Raw genomic sequence first — 15,291 nt, 5'->3', positions numbered from 1 at the left:
GTCAATCCAGCTTCAGCACCTTCGCCAGCACGATCTTCGGGCCTTTCATCTTTTTGATGATGATGCGCAGGCCTTCGACCTCCATGACTTCCTCTTCCTCAGGCACGCGCTTGAGGCTGTCGTAGATCAGGCCTGCCAGGGTTTCAGCTTCAACGTGGTCCAGATCGATGCCCAGCAGGCGCTCGACCTTGAACAGCGGGGTGTCTCCTCGAACCAGCAGCTTGCCAGGCTGATAGGCCAGAATCCCGCGCTCGGCCTTGCGGTGTTCGTCCTGAATGTCGCCCACCAGCACTTCCAGCACGTCCTCCATCGTCAGGTAGCCGATGATCTTGCCGTCGGCTTCTTCAACCAGCGCAAAGTGCGCGCCGCCTTGACGGAACTGCTCCAGCAGACGCGACAGTGGCATGTGCTTGGACACCCGCTCCAGCGGCCGCGTGAGCTCGGCGAGGTTGAAGGACTCGGGAAGATGGTCCAGCGCCGCCAGCTCTAGCAGCAGGTCCTTGATGTGCAGCAGACCCACAAACTCGTTGCGGTCCGAGTCGTACACTGGGTACCGGCTGAACTTGTGCCGACGGAACATCGCGAGGATTTCTTTGAGCGGGGCGTTGAATTCCAGCGAGACCATGTCTTCGCGGGAGTTTGCCCAGTCCACGACTTCCAGCTCGCCCATTTCCACGGCGGAGGCCAGCACGCGCATGCCTTGGTCACTCGGGTCCTGACCACGACTTGAGTGCAGGATCAGCTTGAGCTCTTCACGACTGTAGTGATGCTCGTGATGGGGGCCGGGCTCACCCTGGCCTGCGATGCGCAGAATGCCGTTGGCACTGGCGTTGAGGAGATAAATGGCCGGGTACATCGCCCAGTAGAAGAGGTACAGCGGCACCGCCGTCCACAGCGACAACAGTTCGGGTTTGCGAATGGCCCAGGATTTCGGCGCCAGTTCACCCACCACGATGTGCAGGTACGAAATCATGAAAAAGGCGCTGAAGAACGACACGCCTTTGACGACTTCCGGCGATTCCACGCCTACGGTCTCGAGCAACGGCGCCAGCAGGTGAGCAAATGCCGGCTCGCCAACCCAGCCCAGGCCCAGCGACGCCAGCGTAATACCCAGCTGGCAGGCCGACAGATAAGCATCGAGCTGACTGTGAACGGTGCGTAGGATGCGCCCGCGCCAGCCGTTTTTCTCGGCGATGGACTCGACGCGGGTCGAGCGCAGTTTGACCATGGCGAACTCGGCCGCAACGAAAAATCCGTTGAGCAGAACCAACACCATTGCGAAAAGAATCATGCCGAAATCGGCGAAGAGTGAAGCCAGGCTGATACCAGGGGAAGGGTCCATGATGGGGTTTTGCAGGTTCCGTTTTGAAGTGTGGAATGAAACAAGCCCTCACAATTGGAGGGCACAAGGGACGCAATTTAGCGGCTATCTACAGGCTTGCCTAGGCTTTGGTCATCTGCGCCGGGGCAAAGTTGCAGATAAACACACTGCCCTTGCCCGGGACGCTGTTGATTTCCAATGCTGCGCGGTGGCGCAACAGCACGTGCTTGACGATTGCCAGGCCCAGGCCTGTGCCGCCGGTGTTTGACGCGCGGCTGGAATCGACGCGGTAGAAGCGCTCGGTCAGGCGTGGAATGTGCTTGCTGTCGATGCCGATGCCGGAGTCTTGGACGCTTAAGTGTGCGCCACGGCCGTCACTCCACCAGCGGATGCGGATCTTGCCCTCGGCCGGCGTGTATTTGACCGCGTTGAAGATCAGATTGGAGAACGCGCTGCGCAGTTCGGCCTCGCTGCCCTTGAGTCTGTCGTCGCTTTCCAGATCCAGAGTGATCTGTTGATTCTTGCTCCCCGATAGCGCCTGAGCATCATTGGTAATGCTTTGCAGCAGCGACGACACGGCCACGGGCTGATTGTCCGACGGATAATCGGTGGCTTCCAGCTTTGCCAGCAGCAGCAGGTCGTTGAGCAGCGTCTGCATGCGCCCGCCTTGCTGATGCATCTGCTGCAACGCCCGGACCCAGCGCGGATTCACTTCCTCGACGTTATCCAGCAGCGTCTCGAGATAGCCGCAGATGACCGTCAACGGCGTGCGCAGTTCATGGGAAACGTTGGCGACGAAGTCTTTGCGCATTTGCTCCAGCTGATGCATGCGCGTCACGTCGCGCACCAGCATCAAATGCTCGTTGTTGCCGTATCGGGTGATCAGCATCTGAATGCGCAGGCGGTCATTGACCGGCGAAGGGATCTCCAGCGGCTCGGCGTAATTGGCGTGCTCGAAGTACTCTTTGAAGCGCGGATGGCGCACCAGATTGGTCACCGGCTGACCGCTGTCCTGGGGCGTCTTCAAGCCCAGCAACGTTTCGGCGGCGCGGTTCCACCATTCCAGGTTGCCGTCGCTGTCGAGCATGATCACGGCATCTTTCAGTGCGGCAGTGGATTCCTGCACACGGTCGATCACCGCTTGCAGACGGCCACGCACGCGCTGGTCGCGTCGTTGCAGATGGTAAATGCTGTCGAAGACTTCACCCCATAAGCCATAGCCATCGGGCGGCGGCTCGTCGGGTTTGTGATGGCGAAGCCAGTCGTGCAGGCGTAACAGCTGTTTGAGCGTCCAGGCCAGATAAAGCCCCAGACCGATTGCCAGACACCCCCCGTAATGCCCGCTGATCAATCCGGCCAGCAGCGAGGCTGTGACCAACATCAGCAAGTGGCGGATCAGGGTGCCATGCCAGTTGTGATTCAATTAACGCGTCCTTGTCTTCAGCGGTCTGAATCGCTGCCAAAGGCTTTTCAGCTTTTGGTGGAGAAACGGTAGCCAGTACCGCGGACGGTTTGTACCAGATTTTCGTAAGCCTCGCCGAGGGCTTTGCGCAGACGTCGGATGTGGACATCCACGGTGCGCTCTTCCACGTAGACGTTTCCGCCCCAGACCTGATCGAGCAACTGCCCGCGGGTATAGGCGCGTTCCTGATGGGTCATGAAGAATTGCAGCAGGCGGTATTCGGTCGGGCCCATCTCGGCAGGTGTGCCGTCGATGGTCACGCGGTGGCTGATCGGGTCGAGCAGCAGACCGCCTACTTCGATCGGTGACTCGCCATCGTTCGGGGCTGCCCGACGCAGCACGGCCTTGAGCCGGGCGACCAGCTCGCGAGGAGAGAATGGTTTGGTGATGTAGTCGTCAGCGCCGACTTCGAGGCCCTGGATCTTGTTGTCCTCTTCGCCTTTGGCCGTAAGCATGATGATCGGGATGTCGCCGGTCAGCTCGTCACGCTTGAGGCGGCGGGCCAGCTCGATGCCGGATGTGCCGGGCAGCATCCAGTCCAGCAGGATGAGGTCCGGCTTGCGGTCCACGATAACGGCGTGGGCCTGTTGCGAATTCTCAGCCTCAATGCAGTCATAGCCAGCCATTTCCAGTGCGACGGCAATCATTTCGCGTATGGGCGCTTCGTCGTCAACGATCAGAATGCTCCTGCCAACCATGCCTCGAACCTCATGTCATTTAACTGTCTTGGGGCGCATTAGATAACGGAATTATTGCAGTCGTGTGACAGGTTAGTTCGAGCTAGGCGTATTCGCCGGTCTAGCGCTAAGCTGGCGACTTGTCCTACAAGAAACGTCCATACAAAGACAAACAAGAAGAGGATTCATCCATGGCTAAAATTTCTTCCGCTCTGATGCGCCTTTTGGCGGCAGCCGCACTGGCGTCCTCCGGCATGGCATTCGCTGCCGCGCCTGCAATGACCAGCGACGGCATGCTCACCGACCACAAGGGCATGACGCTTTATACCTTTGACAAAGACACCTCTGCAGGCAAGTCCGTCTGCAACGATCAATGCGCAACCAACTGGCCGCCGCTGACCGCCACCGCCAGTGATAAGCCTGAAGGCGACTGGACCATCATCAAGCGCGATGACGGCGCCTCGCAGTGGGTTTACAAGGGCAAACCGCTGTACTTCTTCAAAAGCGATAAGGCCGCTGGCGAAAAAACCGGCGACGGCAAGGGCGACGTTTGGCACATCGCCAAGCCTTGATCTGAACCTTCGCGCTGCGTCGGCCCGGATCGGTCAGCGCAGCGCGTAGTCCGCCACGATACCGACAAAAATCGCCAGCCCCGCCCAGTGGTTATGCAGAAAGGCTCTGAAGCAGGCTTGCGGGTCTTTGTCCCGTGTCGACCAGAACTCCCAGGCGAAGCATCCCGCCGCGACCAGCAGGCCGATAAAGAAGTACTGGCCCAGCTCGAAGCGTGTTCCTGCCAGCATCAGGCAGAACAACGCCAGGCATTGCAGCGTCAGGATGATCACCCGATCCGCGTCACCGAATAGCACGGCGGTGGATTTCACACCGATTTTCAAGTCGTCCTCGCGATCGGTCATCGCGTAGTACGTGTCGTACCCCACCGTCCACAGCAGATTGGCGATGTACAGCAGCCACGCGGCAGCCGGCAGCTCGCCGGTCTCGGCGGTGAACGCCATCGGCATGCCCCACGAGAACGCCGCACCCAGCACCACTTGCGGGTAGTAGGTGTAGCGCTTCATGAAGGGGTAAGTCGCTGCGAGGGCCAGCCCGCCGAATGACAGCCAGATCGTCGTCGCGTTGGTGAACAGCACCAGCACAAAGCTCAGCGTCACTAGCACGGCGAATAGGATCAGCGCTTCTTTTGACGTCACCCTGCCGCTGACCAACGGCCGCTGCTCGGTGCGTTTGACGTGGCCGTCCACCTTGCGGTCGGCGAAGTCGTTGATCACGCAGCCCGCCGCGCGCATCAGGAACACTCCGACGACGAAAATCAGCAGCGTGCTAAGGGAGGGCGAACCTTTGCCGGCAATCCACACGGCCCACAGTGTGGGCCACAGCAACAGATAAATGCCGATGGGTTTGTCGATGCGCGTGAGCTGGATGAAGTCCCAGGCGCGCGGGTACAGACGGTTCAGGGATTTGAGCAGCGACAGGTACATCAGCGGCCCTCTTGGGCGTGCAGTGGAAGGTTGGCTTCGATCGCGCGCCATGCGGTGGGCAGAAACACTTCCGCCACCAGAATGCTCAAAGCCCCACGGCTGAAACAGGAGCGGCGGCCCCACAAGCCCTGCTGTGCATCAGTCGCAGGCAGCCATTTTGCAGGATAGCGGCAGACCTGCAGGGGGCCGCGGACGAAGGCTTTATCGCTGAACAGTAACTCCCCCAGCGATCGGGTACCGAGTTCGTCCATGTGCAGGCCGGCATGCTCCAGCGCAGTTCTCCCGGCAACACTGCGGGCAAACACCCAATTTTCATCATGGCCCAGCAGATAGACTTCCCGTACCCAGCCCTCGCTGCCTTCAGGTAACTGCAGCGCGGCGCATTCATCATCACGTAGACGCTGCCAGCCTTCGAACTGCGGACTGACACAGAAGCGATTGTCAGAGAGGCGGGTCAGGCGTCGGGTCAGGGAATCTTCGTGGAACAGCCACTCTAGTACGATCGGCGAAGGCGCTTCGATCAACTGATCGCGCGAAAGCCATTCAGGCGTTGGAAATGCTGGGGTTTGCTGGATCACGGGGGACAAACACAGGCGGCAATCGAGGCGGCGAGCTTAGCATGATTGCGATTTTTCACCGACGACCGGAGCGCCATTCCATGGTCGCAGTGAAGCTACTGACGCCTTCCCGGCTAAAGCCAGTCCTACAGATGCACGGCATTCGTAGGACCGGCTTCAGCCGGGAAGAGGCCGGTTTGGACGCTATCAATCTTGCGACATGACGACCGACGCCATCGCGCTTGAGCCAATCCTCTGAAAAGCGCGCGCTGTACACCAATGAAACTTGCGTCATGGCGCTGTGATCAGTAAAAGGCCTGACCCATTCGATAAATTTCGCGACCACAGTGAAACGTCTGGGACGTCTAGCCTGAAACCAAGAGAACCGAGCAATGAAAAAGTGGCAATGCATAGTCTGTGGCCTTATCTACAACGAAGCCGATGGTTGGCCGGATGACGGCATCGCGCCGGGCACGCTCTGGCAGGATGTGCCGGAAGACTGGCTGTGCCCCGACTGCGGCGTCGGCAAAATGGATTTTGAAATGATCGAAATCGGCTGATACGCCGACTTCCATGACCCTCTGGAGAAATGAATGAACGCACCTGTCGTGATCATCGGCACCGGGCTGGCCGGCTACAACCTTGCTCGCGAATTTCGCAAGCTGGATGGCGAAACCCCGCTCTTGCTGATCACCGCCGATGACGGCCGTTCGTACTCCAAACCCATGCTCTCCACCGGCTTTGGCAAAAACAAGGAAGCCGACGGACTGAGCATGGCCGAGCCGGGCGCCATGGCCGATCAGCTCAAGGCTGAAGTGCGCACGCACACCCGCGTCAGCGGCATCGATCCGGGGCACAAGCGGCTGTGGATCGGCGAAGAAGCGGTGCCTTACCGCGACCTGATTCTGGCGTGGGGCGCGGAAACCGTGCGCGTGCCGGTGGCGGGCGACGCTGCCGACGCCATATTCCCGATCAACGATCTGGAGGACTACGCGCGTTTCCGTGCCGCTGCCGCCGGCAAGAAACGGGTGTTGATCCTTGGGGCAGGCCTGATCGGCTGCGAGTTTGCCAATGACTTGGTCCTCGGAGGCTACGAAATCGACCTGGTTGCGCCGTGCGAGCAGGTCATGCCGACGCTGCTGCACCCTGCTGCCGCCGCAGCGGTACAGGCCGGGCTGGAGAGCCTGGGCGCGCGTTTTCACCTTGGCCCACTGCTGACACGGCTTGAGCGCACCGACGACGGGCTCGAAGCGCATCTGTCGGATGGCGAGGTGCTGCACTGCGATTTGGTGGTGTCGGCCATCGGCCTGCGTCCTCGCACTGATCTCGCCGCAGCGGCAGGCCTGGAAATCGGGCGGGGCGTTGTGGTCGACCGGCATTTGCAGACTTCCCACGCCAACATCTACGCACTGGGCGACTGCGCTGAAGTCGATGGGCTGAATCTGCTCTACGTCATGCCGCTGATGAACTGCGCCCGAGCATTGGCGCAAACTCTGGCTGGCACGCCCACACCCGTTAAATATGGCCCGATGCCGGTCACCGTGAAAACGCCGGTATGCCCGCTGGTGGTCTCCCCGCCGCCGAAGGGCCTGGAAGGTGTCTGGACCGTTGAAGGTGAGGGCGCCGACATCAAGGCGCTGTGCCGCGACAGCGACGGTAACCTGCTGGGCTACGCGCTAACAGGCGCTGCAGTGATGGAGAAGCTCGCGCTGAACAAGGCCTTGCCCCCGTTGTTGGCCTGATTAACAGTCGTTCTGTCGGATAAGCCATCTTTTAGTTGAAACAAACGTGTCCCACGTACTGGCGTGGGTCACGGTGGCGTGCCATTCTCATTCCGGTCTGCCGCAACGTAGAGCTGTTGCGGCACCTGCTCGCTGTCCGCAAGGGCTGCACGGGACATAAAAACAAAAAACCGTAAAAGAGGCTTCATATGCGTAAACCAGAACTCGCAGCGGCTATTGCCGAGAAAGCAGATCTCACCAAAGAACAAGCCAATCGCGTCCTCAACGCCGTGCTCGACGAAATCACCAACGCGCTGCACAAAAAGGACAGCGTCACGCTGGTCGGCTTCGGCACTTTCCTGCAACGCCATCGTGGCGCCCGTACCGGTAAGAACCCTCAGACCGGTGAGCCTGTCAAGATCAAGGCCAGCAACACGGTTGCATTCAAGCCGGGCAAGTTTCTCAAAGACAGCGTTAATCCGGACTCGGTAAAGCCAGCGAAATCAGCCAAGCCTGCTGCCGCCGCCCAAGATGCCAAGCCAGCCAAGGCAGCAGTCGCCAAGGCACCTGCAGCAAAGAAAAAGTAATTCGCTGAGCGCTCTGCGGAGGGCGAGCAGCATGGAGATGGGCATGCCGATCAGTCGGCATGTCCATTTTTTTATGCCCGACGAATCCACCTTGCGGACCTGCGCGTTACGTCTACTGCGCCACTTTGCGACTGAGCGGTTCTGCCTGCTCATCGGGCGATCAAGCTCGCTACACTGCGGCTGGTAACCCTGACCGCCGTCTATTCCATGAGGCCCACGCATGAAGTTTCGCTTTCTACTCTGGATGTTGGGCCTGTTGATGGCCCGCGCCAGTCGCAACAATCCCGCTTTTCAACAGCAACTCGCGGGGAAGGACCTCGCTTTCCAGTTGCAAACGGCTGACGGCAAGATTGCCCGGCATTTCATCGTGCACGAGCAACGCGTCAAGAGCCGCGCGGGCACCTTTGCCGCACCTGCTTTCGTGATCACTTTCAAGGATGCCGATTACGGCTTTGCCACCCTGCAGGCCCGGAACAAGCAGCTCGCGTTCATGCAGGGCATTCAGGACAAGAACATCGTGGTCACCGGCAATGCCGGCCTGGTGATGTGGTTTCAAGGGCTAACGAAGTATTTGAAGCCGAGGAAAAAGAAATAGTCTTCCCCGGCCAGTCCGAGATCAGCTGAACTGAGAGGCCAGTTCGCGCAACAGCACTTCGGCCTCCAGCACTTTTTTCACCACGTCCTGGGCTTTCTCGCGAGAGAGCTTCAGACGCTCTAGCAGCTCGTCCGGAATGCTTTCTAGAGGGCCTGAGCCGATGCCTTCCTTGCGCAGCAGGCTCACGGCCAGGCACACCAGATTCGCATATTTGTAATGCTCACCTGCGTAGTGCGGATCGTGCTGAAAGCGCAGTGCGATGACCAGTTCCTCCGGCATGTCCCAGTTGCGCATCAGCCAGGAGCCGATCTGCTCACGAGTGATGCCCAGCAGGTGCTGCTCGACGTAGCTGTGGTGCAAATGCGGATTGACTTCGATCTGGCGGCAGATCAGCGAAAAGTGCGGTGGAAACACATGCGCCAGCAGCAGGTAGCCGAAGTTGTGCAGCAAGCCGGCAAGGTACGTCAGGCCGCTTTCCGGGCGCTCGGCACGGGGCATGGCGCGGGTCAGCCCTTCGATGATCGCAGCCGTATAAATCGACTGCTGCCAGTACGGCGTTGCCTGCTGCGGATGATCCTTGGGCAGCGCCAGGGTTTTGCCCAACGCCAGACCGAGTGCAAGATTGATCACCAGATCAAAACCCAGCACGCGAACGATGGCATCTTCCACCGAGCGAATTTTGCCGGCCGAACCGTAATACGGGGAGGCCGCCCAGCTCACGACCTGTGCCGCCAATGCTGGATCGGTTTCGACTACACCGGTGATGTCATCGATGGTCGCGTCCGGGTCGACACGCAGCTTGATGATCTTCTGCGCCGTGTCGGCCAACGGCGGGATTTCCACCGTGGACTCCAGACGCTGCTGAATACGCCGGGCGGTGAAATTCTGTACGGCTTTGGTGATCTCCTCGCGGTCGTCATCGGGACGCGTGAGGTTGGGGGTGACCGACGCCACCGGTTCGCCGAAGCGGGCGGCGCTGGCCTTGGTCAGCAGCGTCTTGAAATCCTCGCTGCTGATTTCCAGCAACAGGCCCGGTTCGCCAGAGTCGATCAGAACAGCAGGGCCGGAGAGAATGCGTTCTTCGTACAGGCAAGGCGAGCTGGTCAGTGCAGGCAGGCCGGGCAACGTGCCGAGTTTATGCTTCTGCAGCATGAGTTCGAGCGACTCTTTCGGCACCGCCTTCAATTTGCGGCCGGTCAATTCAGTAATGCGATTGAGGTCGAGCAAATGGTTTTGCGGAAGCAGGATGAACAGCGCGCCGACGGAGTCATCGACCAGAATGGCCTGAACTTTCTGTTGGAGCGGGAGCGACTCGTCGTCGGTCACTTCACGAAAGTCGATTTTGCCTAGCAGCTGCCGAATGACGGAAGGGCAGTGTGGGGTTGCGTCGATGTGGGCAACTTCTGTCATGGCCTGTATCCAGATTCCTACAATCGCTGAAGTATAACCAGCTTAGTTGTTATAGAGGTGAGACACCCTGATATTGCGTTGACTGCTTCACACTTGGCCGTATTGCTGGCCATGGCGCAGCCAGCGTTCCAGCAGCGGACTGACGTGTTGCGGCCAGCGTTCGAGCAGCGCCTGGGCGGCGTCCCTGACCGCAGGCAGCAAATCTGCGTCGCGCATCAGGTCTGCAACCTTGAATTGCAGCAGCCCTGTCTGGCGGGTGCCGAGCATCTCGCCCGGCCCGCGCAGCTCAAGATCTTTTTCGGCAATCACGAAGCCATCGTTGGTCTCACGCATGATGCCCAGCCGCTGACGACCGATCTGAGAAAGCGGCGGGTGATACAGCAGCACGCAATGGCTGGCGGCGCTGCCTCGGCCGACCCGACCGCGCAATTGATGAAGCTGGGCCAGGCCCAGGCGTTCCGGGTTTTCGATAATCATCAGGCTGGCGTTGGGGACGTCCACGCCGACTTCGATCACCGTTGTTGCGATCAGCAGATTCAGGTTGCCCTGCTTGAATTCGCCCATGACGGCGGCTTTTTCGGCGGGCTTCATGCGCCCGTGAATCAAACCGACCTTGAGCTCACCCAGCGCGCTGGTGAGTTCCTCGAACGTGGTTTCAGCGGCCTGACACGTCAGCTCCTCGGACTCCTCGATCAGCGTGCACACCCAATACGCCTGCCGGCCTTCGGCGCACGCATTGCGCACGCGCTCGACGACTTCGATCCGTCGACTGTCGACAACCAGAACGGTGTTCACCGGCGTACGCCCGGGCGGCAGTTCGTCGAGGATCGACGTGTCGAGGTCGGCGTAGGCGCTCATCGCCAGCGTGCGCGGAATAGGCGTTGCGGTCATGATCAGCTGATGTGGACACATCGAGCCGCCGACGCCTTTCTTGCGCAGGGCCAGCCGTTGCTGAACACCGAAACGGTGCTGTTCGTCGATGATGACCAGCGCGAGGTTCTTGAACTGCACCTCGTCCTGGAACAGCGCGTGGGTGCCGACCACCATCGGTGTGCCGCCGGCAATCTGCGCCAGGGATGCCGCCCGCGCCTTGCCCTTGAGTTTGCCCGCGAGCCAGGCCGTCTCTATGCCGAGAGGCTCCAGCCAGCGGGTGAAGTTGATGAAGTGCTGTTCGGCAAGAATCTCGGTGGGCGCCATCAGTGCGACCTGATAGCCCGCCTCCAGCGCCTGAAGCGCCGCGAGTGCTGCGACGACCGTCTTGCCAGCGCCCACATCGCCCTGAATCAGCCGAAGCATCGGTTCCTGCTGACTGAGGTCGTAGGCGATCTCGTTGCCGACGCGCTGCTGCGCACCTGTGGGCGGGAATCCGAGGTTAGCGAGGAATTTCTTCGGCAGGCGTTTCGCCGGGGGCAGTGCAGGCGCGCGTTGCGAGCGCAGGCTTTCACGCAGGCGTTGCTGGGAAAGCTGGTGCGTCAGCAGCTCTTCGAATGCCAGTCGGTGCTGCGCCCAGTGATGGCCTAGCGCGAGTTCTTCAACGTCGGCATCGGCGGGCGGGTTGTGCAGGTAATGAATGGCGTCAGCCAGGGGCGCCAGTTGGTAGTCGCGCGCCAGCTCGTCCGGCAGCCAGTCAGGCAGGCTCTTCGGCCCAAGCATCGACAGGCTCTGCTGACACAGTTGCCGCAGGCGCTGCTGGGTGAGGCCTTCGGTCGTGGGATAGATCGGTGTCAGCGTCTGCTCCACAGCAACCGGCTCATCGCCAGTGATTGCGCGGTATTCCGGGTGGTAGATCTCAAGCCCCGAGGCGCCGGGACGAGCTTCACCGTAGCAGCGCACGTGTGTACCGCGCTTGAGGCCGTCCTTCTGCGCGTTGCTGAAGTGGTAAAAGCGCAGGCTCAACACCCCGGTGCCGTCGCCGATCCTGACCAGCAGACTGCGACGTTTGCCCATGACGACGTCGGCGCCGCTCACCACACCTTCGATCACGGCGTCCTGACCTGGGCGCAACTCACCGATGGGCACGACGCGAGTCCGGTCCTGATAACGCAACGGCAGGTGAAACAGCACGTCTTGAATGTTCTCAAGACCGACTTTCGCCAGCTTTTCAGCCATGGCCTCACCGACGCCTTTTAGCGCCGTGACCGAGACATGAGACAGCTCCGTCATACCGTCCCTTAACTCGCTTCAGCCTGAGCTTTAGGGCGAGCGACGGAACACAGACGAATCGAGTCTGCGAGGATTTCGATGGCTTTGGGACGCGGAAAGCTGGCACGCCAGGCGATTGCCACGGTGCGGAAGGGCACCGGCGGCGACAGCGGACGAACTTCGATCACGCCGGGTGCGTAGTGATGGCTGTCGACGGCGGACATCGGCAGGATGGAAATACCCAGCCCCGAAGCGACCATGTGCCGAATGGTTTCCAGCGAACTGGATTCCACCGTGGTGTGCTTGGCCGCATCGCCGCCCTTGACCAATGTCGGACAGGCTTCAAGCACCTGATCACGGAAGCAGTGACCTTCGCCCAGCAGCAGCAGGCTCTTGTCGTTCAGCGCCGAAGCATCGATGGTCTTTTTCTGAGTCCATGGATGATCGGCCGGCATCAGCACGTAAAACGGCTCGTCGTACAACGACAGCGTCAGGACATCGGCCTCGTTGAACGGCAAAGCGATGATGATCGCGTCGAGCTCGCCATTGCGCAGCTTGTCGCGCAGCACGTGAGTGAAGTTTTCCTCAATGTACAACGGCATCTGCGGGGCAACCCGGTGCAGTTGGGGAATCAGATGAGGAAACAGGTAGGGGCCGACGGTGTAGATCGCGCCGACTTTAAGCGGAGCGGTCAGTTGATTCTTGCCGGTCTGGGCCAGTTCACGAATGCCCTGAGCCTGTTCGAGGACTTTTTGCGCCTGAGCCACGATGCCCTCGCCAACCGGGGTTAGACGTACGGCACTCTTGCTGCGCTCGAAAATCAGCACGCCGAGTTCATCTTCCAGCTTCTTGACGCCCACCGACAAGGTCGGCTGGCTGACGTGGCAGCGTTCGGCGGCATGGCCGAAGTGCTGCTCTTGAGCGAGGGTAACGATGTAGCGCAATTCTGTAAGGGTCATAACGTGCGTCCATGAAGTTGCGGCCCCAGCATAGCGGGTGCAATCGATAGACGCACGTTATCAACCCGTCGCGGCTGACAAAATTCTGGTTTCAGCGTTTATCCAGCGAATAAACGAAGGGTGCGACCACTTCCAGCGAGCCGTTCTTCAGCAGTTCCGGCGGCGGTTTAGGCAGCGGCTGCGCGCGGCGGATCATTTCCAGCGTCGCTCTGTCCAGCGAGGCGCTTCCTGAACCTCCAGCCAGTTCGTAGGACAAAACGCGACCTTCGCCATCGACCACAAAGCGCAACTTACTGGTGCCCTGCATGCCGCGACGTCGGGCGTCTTCCGGATAACGCTTGAACTTGCTCAGGTGACTCAGCAGTTCGCCTTGCCAAGTGGGTAATGCATTGCTTGGCGGTGTGGGCGCAGCAGGTTGCGGCGACGCTGACTTCTCCGGCTTGGCATTGGACGGCGGTGCGTCCAGCGGCTTGTCGTCGGCTGGTTTTTCTTCCTTCGGCGGCTCGACCTTCTTCACAGGTTTTGGCGGCTGTGGTTTGGGTTTGGGCTTGACCGGCTTGGGTACAGCGATTTCGGCCTTGGGCGCCTCGGCGACTGGCGGAATCGGCAGTTGTTCTTCAGGCGCAGGCGGCTGCGGTGGTTGCACGACCTTCGGCGGTGGCGGCGGAGCGGGCTCGGGAGCGGGCGCCAGCTCAACCATCATCGCGGCCGGCGGCAGCTCGATGGCCTGCGAGGAGGGCCAGCGCAACGCGACGACAATCGCCACGGCATGGACCGCCAGCACCAACAAGAGACTACCGCTATAGCGCGTCAGCTTTTGGCGCGTATTGATCATTTCTTGCCGACCGTCTCAAGACCCACCAGGCCTACCTTCAGGTAGCCGGCGCCGCGCAGGGCGTTCATCACGTCCATCAGGTCGCCGTAGTCGACGCCCTTGTCGGCCTGGAAGAAGATCGTGGTGTCTTTCTTGCCTTTGGTCTTGGCATCCAGCACCTGACCGATCTGCTCGCGCGCGACCTTTTCATCGCCCAGGTACAAGCTCTGGTCGGCTTTCACGCTCAGGAAAATCGGCTTCTCGGGCCGAGGCACTGGCTTGGCTGTGGAGGCCGGTAGGTCAACCTTGATGTCCACGGTTGCCAGCGGTGCGGCAACCATGAAGATGATCAGCAGGACCAGCATGACGTCGATGAACGGCGTCACGTTGATTTCGTGGTTCTCGGCGAGATCGTCGTCGCCTTCCTTCAAATGCAGGCCCATGGTTTACCCCATCTTTACCATGTGCGGCGATTGACTGCGCTCGACCGCAGGCTGGTGATCCAGATCGCGGCTGACCAGCAACAGAACCTGCGCCGAAGCGTCGGACACTTGCGCCTTGTAACCGGCGATGGAGCGGGCGAAGACGTTGTAAATGACCACGGCCGGAATCGCTGCAACCAGACCCAGCGCGGTGGCCAGCAGGGCCTCGGCGATGCCCGGCGCCACAACGGCCAGGTTGGTCGTCTGGGTTTTCGCGATGCCGATGAAGCTGTTCATGATCCCCCAGACGGTGCCGAACAGGCCCACGAAGGGCGCGGTTGAACCGATGGTGGCCAGTACGCCGGTGCCCATGCTCATGTTGCGGCCGCAAGCGGCGACCAGGCGTTCAAGGCGGAAAGCGACGCGCTCCTTGATGCCTTCCCGTTCGCGTGTGTTAACCGACAGGCGCATCTCTTCCAGTGCGTCGTGCACCAGCAAATGGGAAAGGGTCCCTTCTTTCTTCGCCCCTGCGCTGGCTTCGTCCAGGTTGCGCGCGCGCTTCAGCGCAGCGATTTCGCTCCGCAGACGACGCTTGGCGCCCAGCAGTTCGAAGCCCTTGGCGATCCAGATGGTCCAGGTAATGACCGATGCAATGGCCAGACCGATCATCACGGCTTTGACGATGATGTCCGCGTTCTTGTACATGCCCCATGGCGAGAGGTCGTGGGACATGCCCAGGCTGTTATCTTCCGCGACGGCGTCGAGCGACTCAGTCGGAGCAGATGCCGGGGTCAGTTCTTGAACGCCTGGCGTAGTCGCAGGGTCAACCGGTGCGGCGGTTGGGGCCTCGGCCTGTATGGCGGGGTTTTGTGCGGGAGCGTTGGAGTCGGCGAGCGCTACGGGCGTCAACATCAGGCTGAACAGCAGCGCGGCAACGGCGCGTCCTGCGCGTGGCAGACCTCGATTGGCAATGGACGAAGCGGGGGTTTGAATAGATGTCATGCTGGCCCGACCTGATATGAAAATAGGTGTTCGTTCTGAGAGCGTCACGCTGGCGCGAGGCGAGCGGAGGAGAACAAAGGGCCGTCATTATTGCAAGTAATTCTTGTTAACAAAAGTAAGAGCGTC

The 15,291-nt window shown here is 60.4% G+C and carries 15 protein-coding genes and 1 pseudogene; 5 read left to right on the top strand and 11 right to left on the bottom strand.

Annotated elements, in window-relative coordinates; genetic code table 11:
- Position 1: 1 nt before the first annotated feature.
- From AC0Z8Z_RS16190 to phoB, 3 genes are all read right to left on the bottom strand, one after another.
- Positions 2-1,342, bottom strand: coding sequence for a hemolysin family protein (locus AC0Z8Z_RS16190; RefSeq protein WP_122623573.1), 1,341 nt, complete (start codon positions 1,340-1,342; stop codon positions 2-4).
- A 100-nt stretch (positions 1,343-1,442) separates the two neighbouring features.
- Complete coding sequence (gene phoR / locus AC0Z8Z_RS16185) at positions 1,443-2,702, bottom strand: phosphate regulon sensor histidine kinase PhoR (RefSeq protein WP_241043500.1); 1,260 nt, start codon at positions 2,700-2,702, stop codon at positions 1,443-1,445.
- An 89-nt stretch (positions 2,703-2,791) separates the two neighbouring features.
- A complete protein-coding gene (gene phoB, locus AC0Z8Z_RS16180) occupies positions 2,792-3,481 on the bottom strand; it encodes a phosphate regulon transcriptional regulator PhoB (RefSeq protein WP_037016751.1) in 690 nt (229 codons plus the stop codon).
- A 170-nt stretch (positions 3,482-3,651) separates the two neighbouring features.
- Between phoB and AC0Z8Z_RS16175 the strand changes: the two genes are divergently transcribed.
- On the top strand, positions 3,652-4,032 hold the full coding sequence (locus tag AC0Z8Z_RS16175) for a COG4315 family predicted lipoprotein (protein ID WP_485619765.1): 381 nt from the start codon (positions 3,652-3,654) through the stop codon (positions 4,030-4,032).
- A 33-nt stretch (positions 4,033-4,065) separates the two neighbouring features.
- On the opposite strand, the gene ubiA is transcribed toward AC0Z8Z_RS16175, so the two are convergent.
- Positions 4,066-4,956 (bottom strand): 4-hydroxybenzoate octaprenyltransferase, encoded by an 891-nt coding sequence (ubiA, locus tag AC0Z8Z_RS16170; RefSeq protein WP_485619764.1) that lies wholly within the window; start codon positions 4,954-4,956, stop codon positions 4,066-4,068.
- Positions 4,956-5,534: a chorismate--pyruvate lyase family protein gene (locus AC0Z8Z_RS16165; RefSeq protein WP_485619763.1), complete on the bottom strand. Its 579-nt coding sequence runs from the start codon at positions 5,532-5,534 to the stop codon at positions 4,956-4,958. The genes ubiA and AC0Z8Z_RS16165 overlap by 1 nt, the downstream gene beginning before the upstream one ends.
- Positions 5,535-5,905: 371 nt before the next feature.
- Here AC0Z8Z_RS16165 and AC0Z8Z_RS16160 point away from each other — a divergent pair, with 371 nt between their 5' ends.
- The 4 genes and pseudogenes from AC0Z8Z_RS16160 (at position 5,906) to AC0Z8Z_RS16145 (ending at position 8,416) form a co-directional block, all read left to right on the top strand.
- The gene (locus AC0Z8Z_RS16160) at positions 5,906-6,073 is read left to right on the top strand and encodes a rubredoxin (RefSeq protein WP_002555879.1); all 168 of its coding nucleotides are present in this window, start codon (positions 5,906-5,908) and stop codon (positions 6,071-6,073) included.
- Positions 6,074-6,106: 33 nt separating this feature from the next.
- Entirely contained in the window at positions 6,107-7,255 is a 1,149-nt protein-coding gene (locus AC0Z8Z_RS16155; RefSeq protein ID WP_485619762.1) for an NAD(P)/FAD-dependent oxidoreductase, read from the top strand.
- 188 nt (positions 7,256-7,443) lie between these two features.
- A pseudogene (locus tag AC0Z8Z_RS16150) lies at positions 7,444-7,713 on the top strand (HU family DNA-binding protein); the annotation flags it as partial.
- A 328-nt stretch (positions 7,714-8,041) separates the two neighbouring features.
- The gene (locus AC0Z8Z_RS16145) at positions 8,042-8,416 is read left to right on the top strand and encodes a helicase (protein WP_485619761.1); all 375 of its coding nucleotides are present in this window, start codon (positions 8,042-8,044) and stop codon (positions 8,414-8,416) included.
- Positions 8,417-8,437: 21 nt separating this feature from the next.
- On the opposite strand, the gene AC0Z8Z_RS16140 is transcribed toward AC0Z8Z_RS16145, so the two are convergent.
- The 6 genes from AC0Z8Z_RS16140 to exbB form a co-directional block, all read right to left on the bottom strand.
- Positions 8,438-9,826, bottom strand: a complete 1,389-nt coding sequence (locus AC0Z8Z_RS16140) for an aminoacyl-tRNA deacylase and HDOD domain-containing protein (protein ID WP_122534182.1) — start codon at positions 9,824-9,826, stop codon at positions 8,438-8,440.
- An 87-nt stretch (positions 9,827-9,913) separates the two neighbouring features.
- Positions 9,914-11,989: an ATP-dependent DNA helicase RecG gene (recG, locus tag AC0Z8Z_RS16135; RefSeq protein ID WP_122534181.1), complete on the bottom strand. Its 2,076-nt coding sequence runs from the start codon at positions 11,987-11,989 to the stop codon at positions 9,914-9,916.
- Positions 11,990-11,997: 8 nt separating this feature from the next.
- The gene (locus AC0Z8Z_RS16130; protein WP_065988216.1) at positions 11,998-12,927 is read right to left on the bottom strand and encodes a hydrogen peroxide-inducible genes activator; all 930 of its coding nucleotides are present in this window, start codon (positions 12,925-12,927) and stop codon (positions 11,998-12,000) included.
- A gap of 91 nt (positions 12,928-13,018) precedes the next feature.
- The gene (locus AC0Z8Z_RS16125) at positions 13,019-13,762 is read right to left on the bottom strand and encodes an energy transducer TonB (RefSeq protein ID WP_172610254.1); all 744 of its coding nucleotides are present in this window, start codon (positions 13,760-13,762) and stop codon (positions 13,019-13,021) included.
- Complete coding sequence (gene exbD / locus AC0Z8Z_RS16120) at positions 13,759-14,184, bottom strand: TonB system transport protein ExbD (RefSeq protein ID WP_122534179.1); 426 nt, start codon at positions 14,182-14,184, stop codon at positions 13,759-13,761. The genes AC0Z8Z_RS16125 and exbD overlap by 4 nt, the downstream gene beginning before the upstream one ends.
- A gap of 3 nt (positions 14,185-14,187) precedes the next feature.
- Positions 14,188-15,165: a tonB-system energizer ExbB gene (exbB, locus tag AC0Z8Z_RS16115; RefSeq protein WP_485619760.1), complete on the bottom strand. Its 978-nt coding sequence runs from the start codon at positions 15,163-15,165 to the stop codon at positions 14,188-14,190.
- Between the last annotated feature and the right edge of the window lie 126 nt (positions 15,166-15,291).

The sequence above is a fragment of the Pseudomonas sp. 1L-C-7-B-C1 genome, from assembly GCF_057291635.1.
Note: the sequence above shows the minus strand (reverse complement) of the source record. Positions and strands in the feature narration are given on the sequence as shown.

Excerpts from the sequence above, each read along its gene's own strand:
- phoB (WP_037016751.1), bottom strand. The coding sequence starts at position 3,481 with ATGGTTGGCAGGAGCATTCTGATCGTTGACGACGAAGCGCCCATACGC.
- AC0Z8Z_RS16175 (WP_485619765.1), top strand. The coding sequence starts at position 3,652 with ATGGCTAAAATTTCTTCCGCTCTGATGCGCCTTTTGGCGGCAGCCGCA.
- recG (WP_122534181.1), bottom strand. The coding sequence starts at position 11,989 with ATGACGGAGCTGTCTCATGTCTCGGTCACGGCGCTAAAAGGCGTCGGT.
- AC0Z8Z_RS16160 (WP_002555879.1), top strand. The coding sequence starts at position 5,906 with ATGAAAAAGTGGCAATGCATAGTCTGTGGCCTTATCTACAACGAAGCC.
- AC0Z8Z_RS16155 (WP_485619762.1), top strand. The coding sequence starts at position 6,107 with ATGAACGCACCTGTCGTGATCATCGGCACCGGGCTGGCCGGCTACAAC.
- AC0Z8Z_RS16145 (WP_485619761.1), top strand. The coding sequence starts at position 8,042 with ATGAAGTTTCGCTTTCTACTCTGGATGTTGGGCCTGTTGATGGCCCGC.
- ubiA (WP_485619764.1), bottom strand. The coding sequence starts at position 4,956 with ATGTACCTGTCGCTGCTCAAATCCCTGAACCGTCTGTACCCGCGCGCC.
- AC0Z8Z_RS16130 (WP_065988216.1), bottom strand. The coding sequence starts at position 12,927 with ATGACCCTTACAGAATTGCGCTACATCGTTACCCTCGCTCAAGAGCAG.
- AC0Z8Z_RS16140 (WP_122534182.1), bottom strand. The coding sequence starts at position 9,826 with ATGACAGAAGTTGCCCACATCGACGCAACCCCACACTGCCCTTCCGTC.
- AC0Z8Z_RS16125 (WP_172610254.1), bottom strand. The coding sequence starts at position 13,762 with ATGATCAATACGCGCCAAAAGCTGACGCGCTATAGCGGTAGTCTCTTG.
- exbD (WP_122534179.1), bottom strand. The coding sequence starts at position 14,184 with ATGGGCCTGCATTTGAAGGAAGGCGACGACGATCTCGCCGAGAACCAC.
- phoR (WP_241043500.1), bottom strand. The coding sequence starts at position 2,702 with ATGTTGGTCACAGCCTCGCTGCTGGCCGGATTGATCAGCGGGCATTAC.
- exbB (WP_485619760.1), bottom strand. The coding sequence starts at position 15,165 with ATGACATCTATTCAAACCCCCGCTTCGTCCATTGCCAATCGAGGTCTG.
- AC0Z8Z_RS16190 (WP_122623573.1), bottom strand. The coding sequence starts at position 1,342 with ATGGACCCTTCCCCTGGTATCAGCCTGGCTTCACTCTTCGCCGATTTC.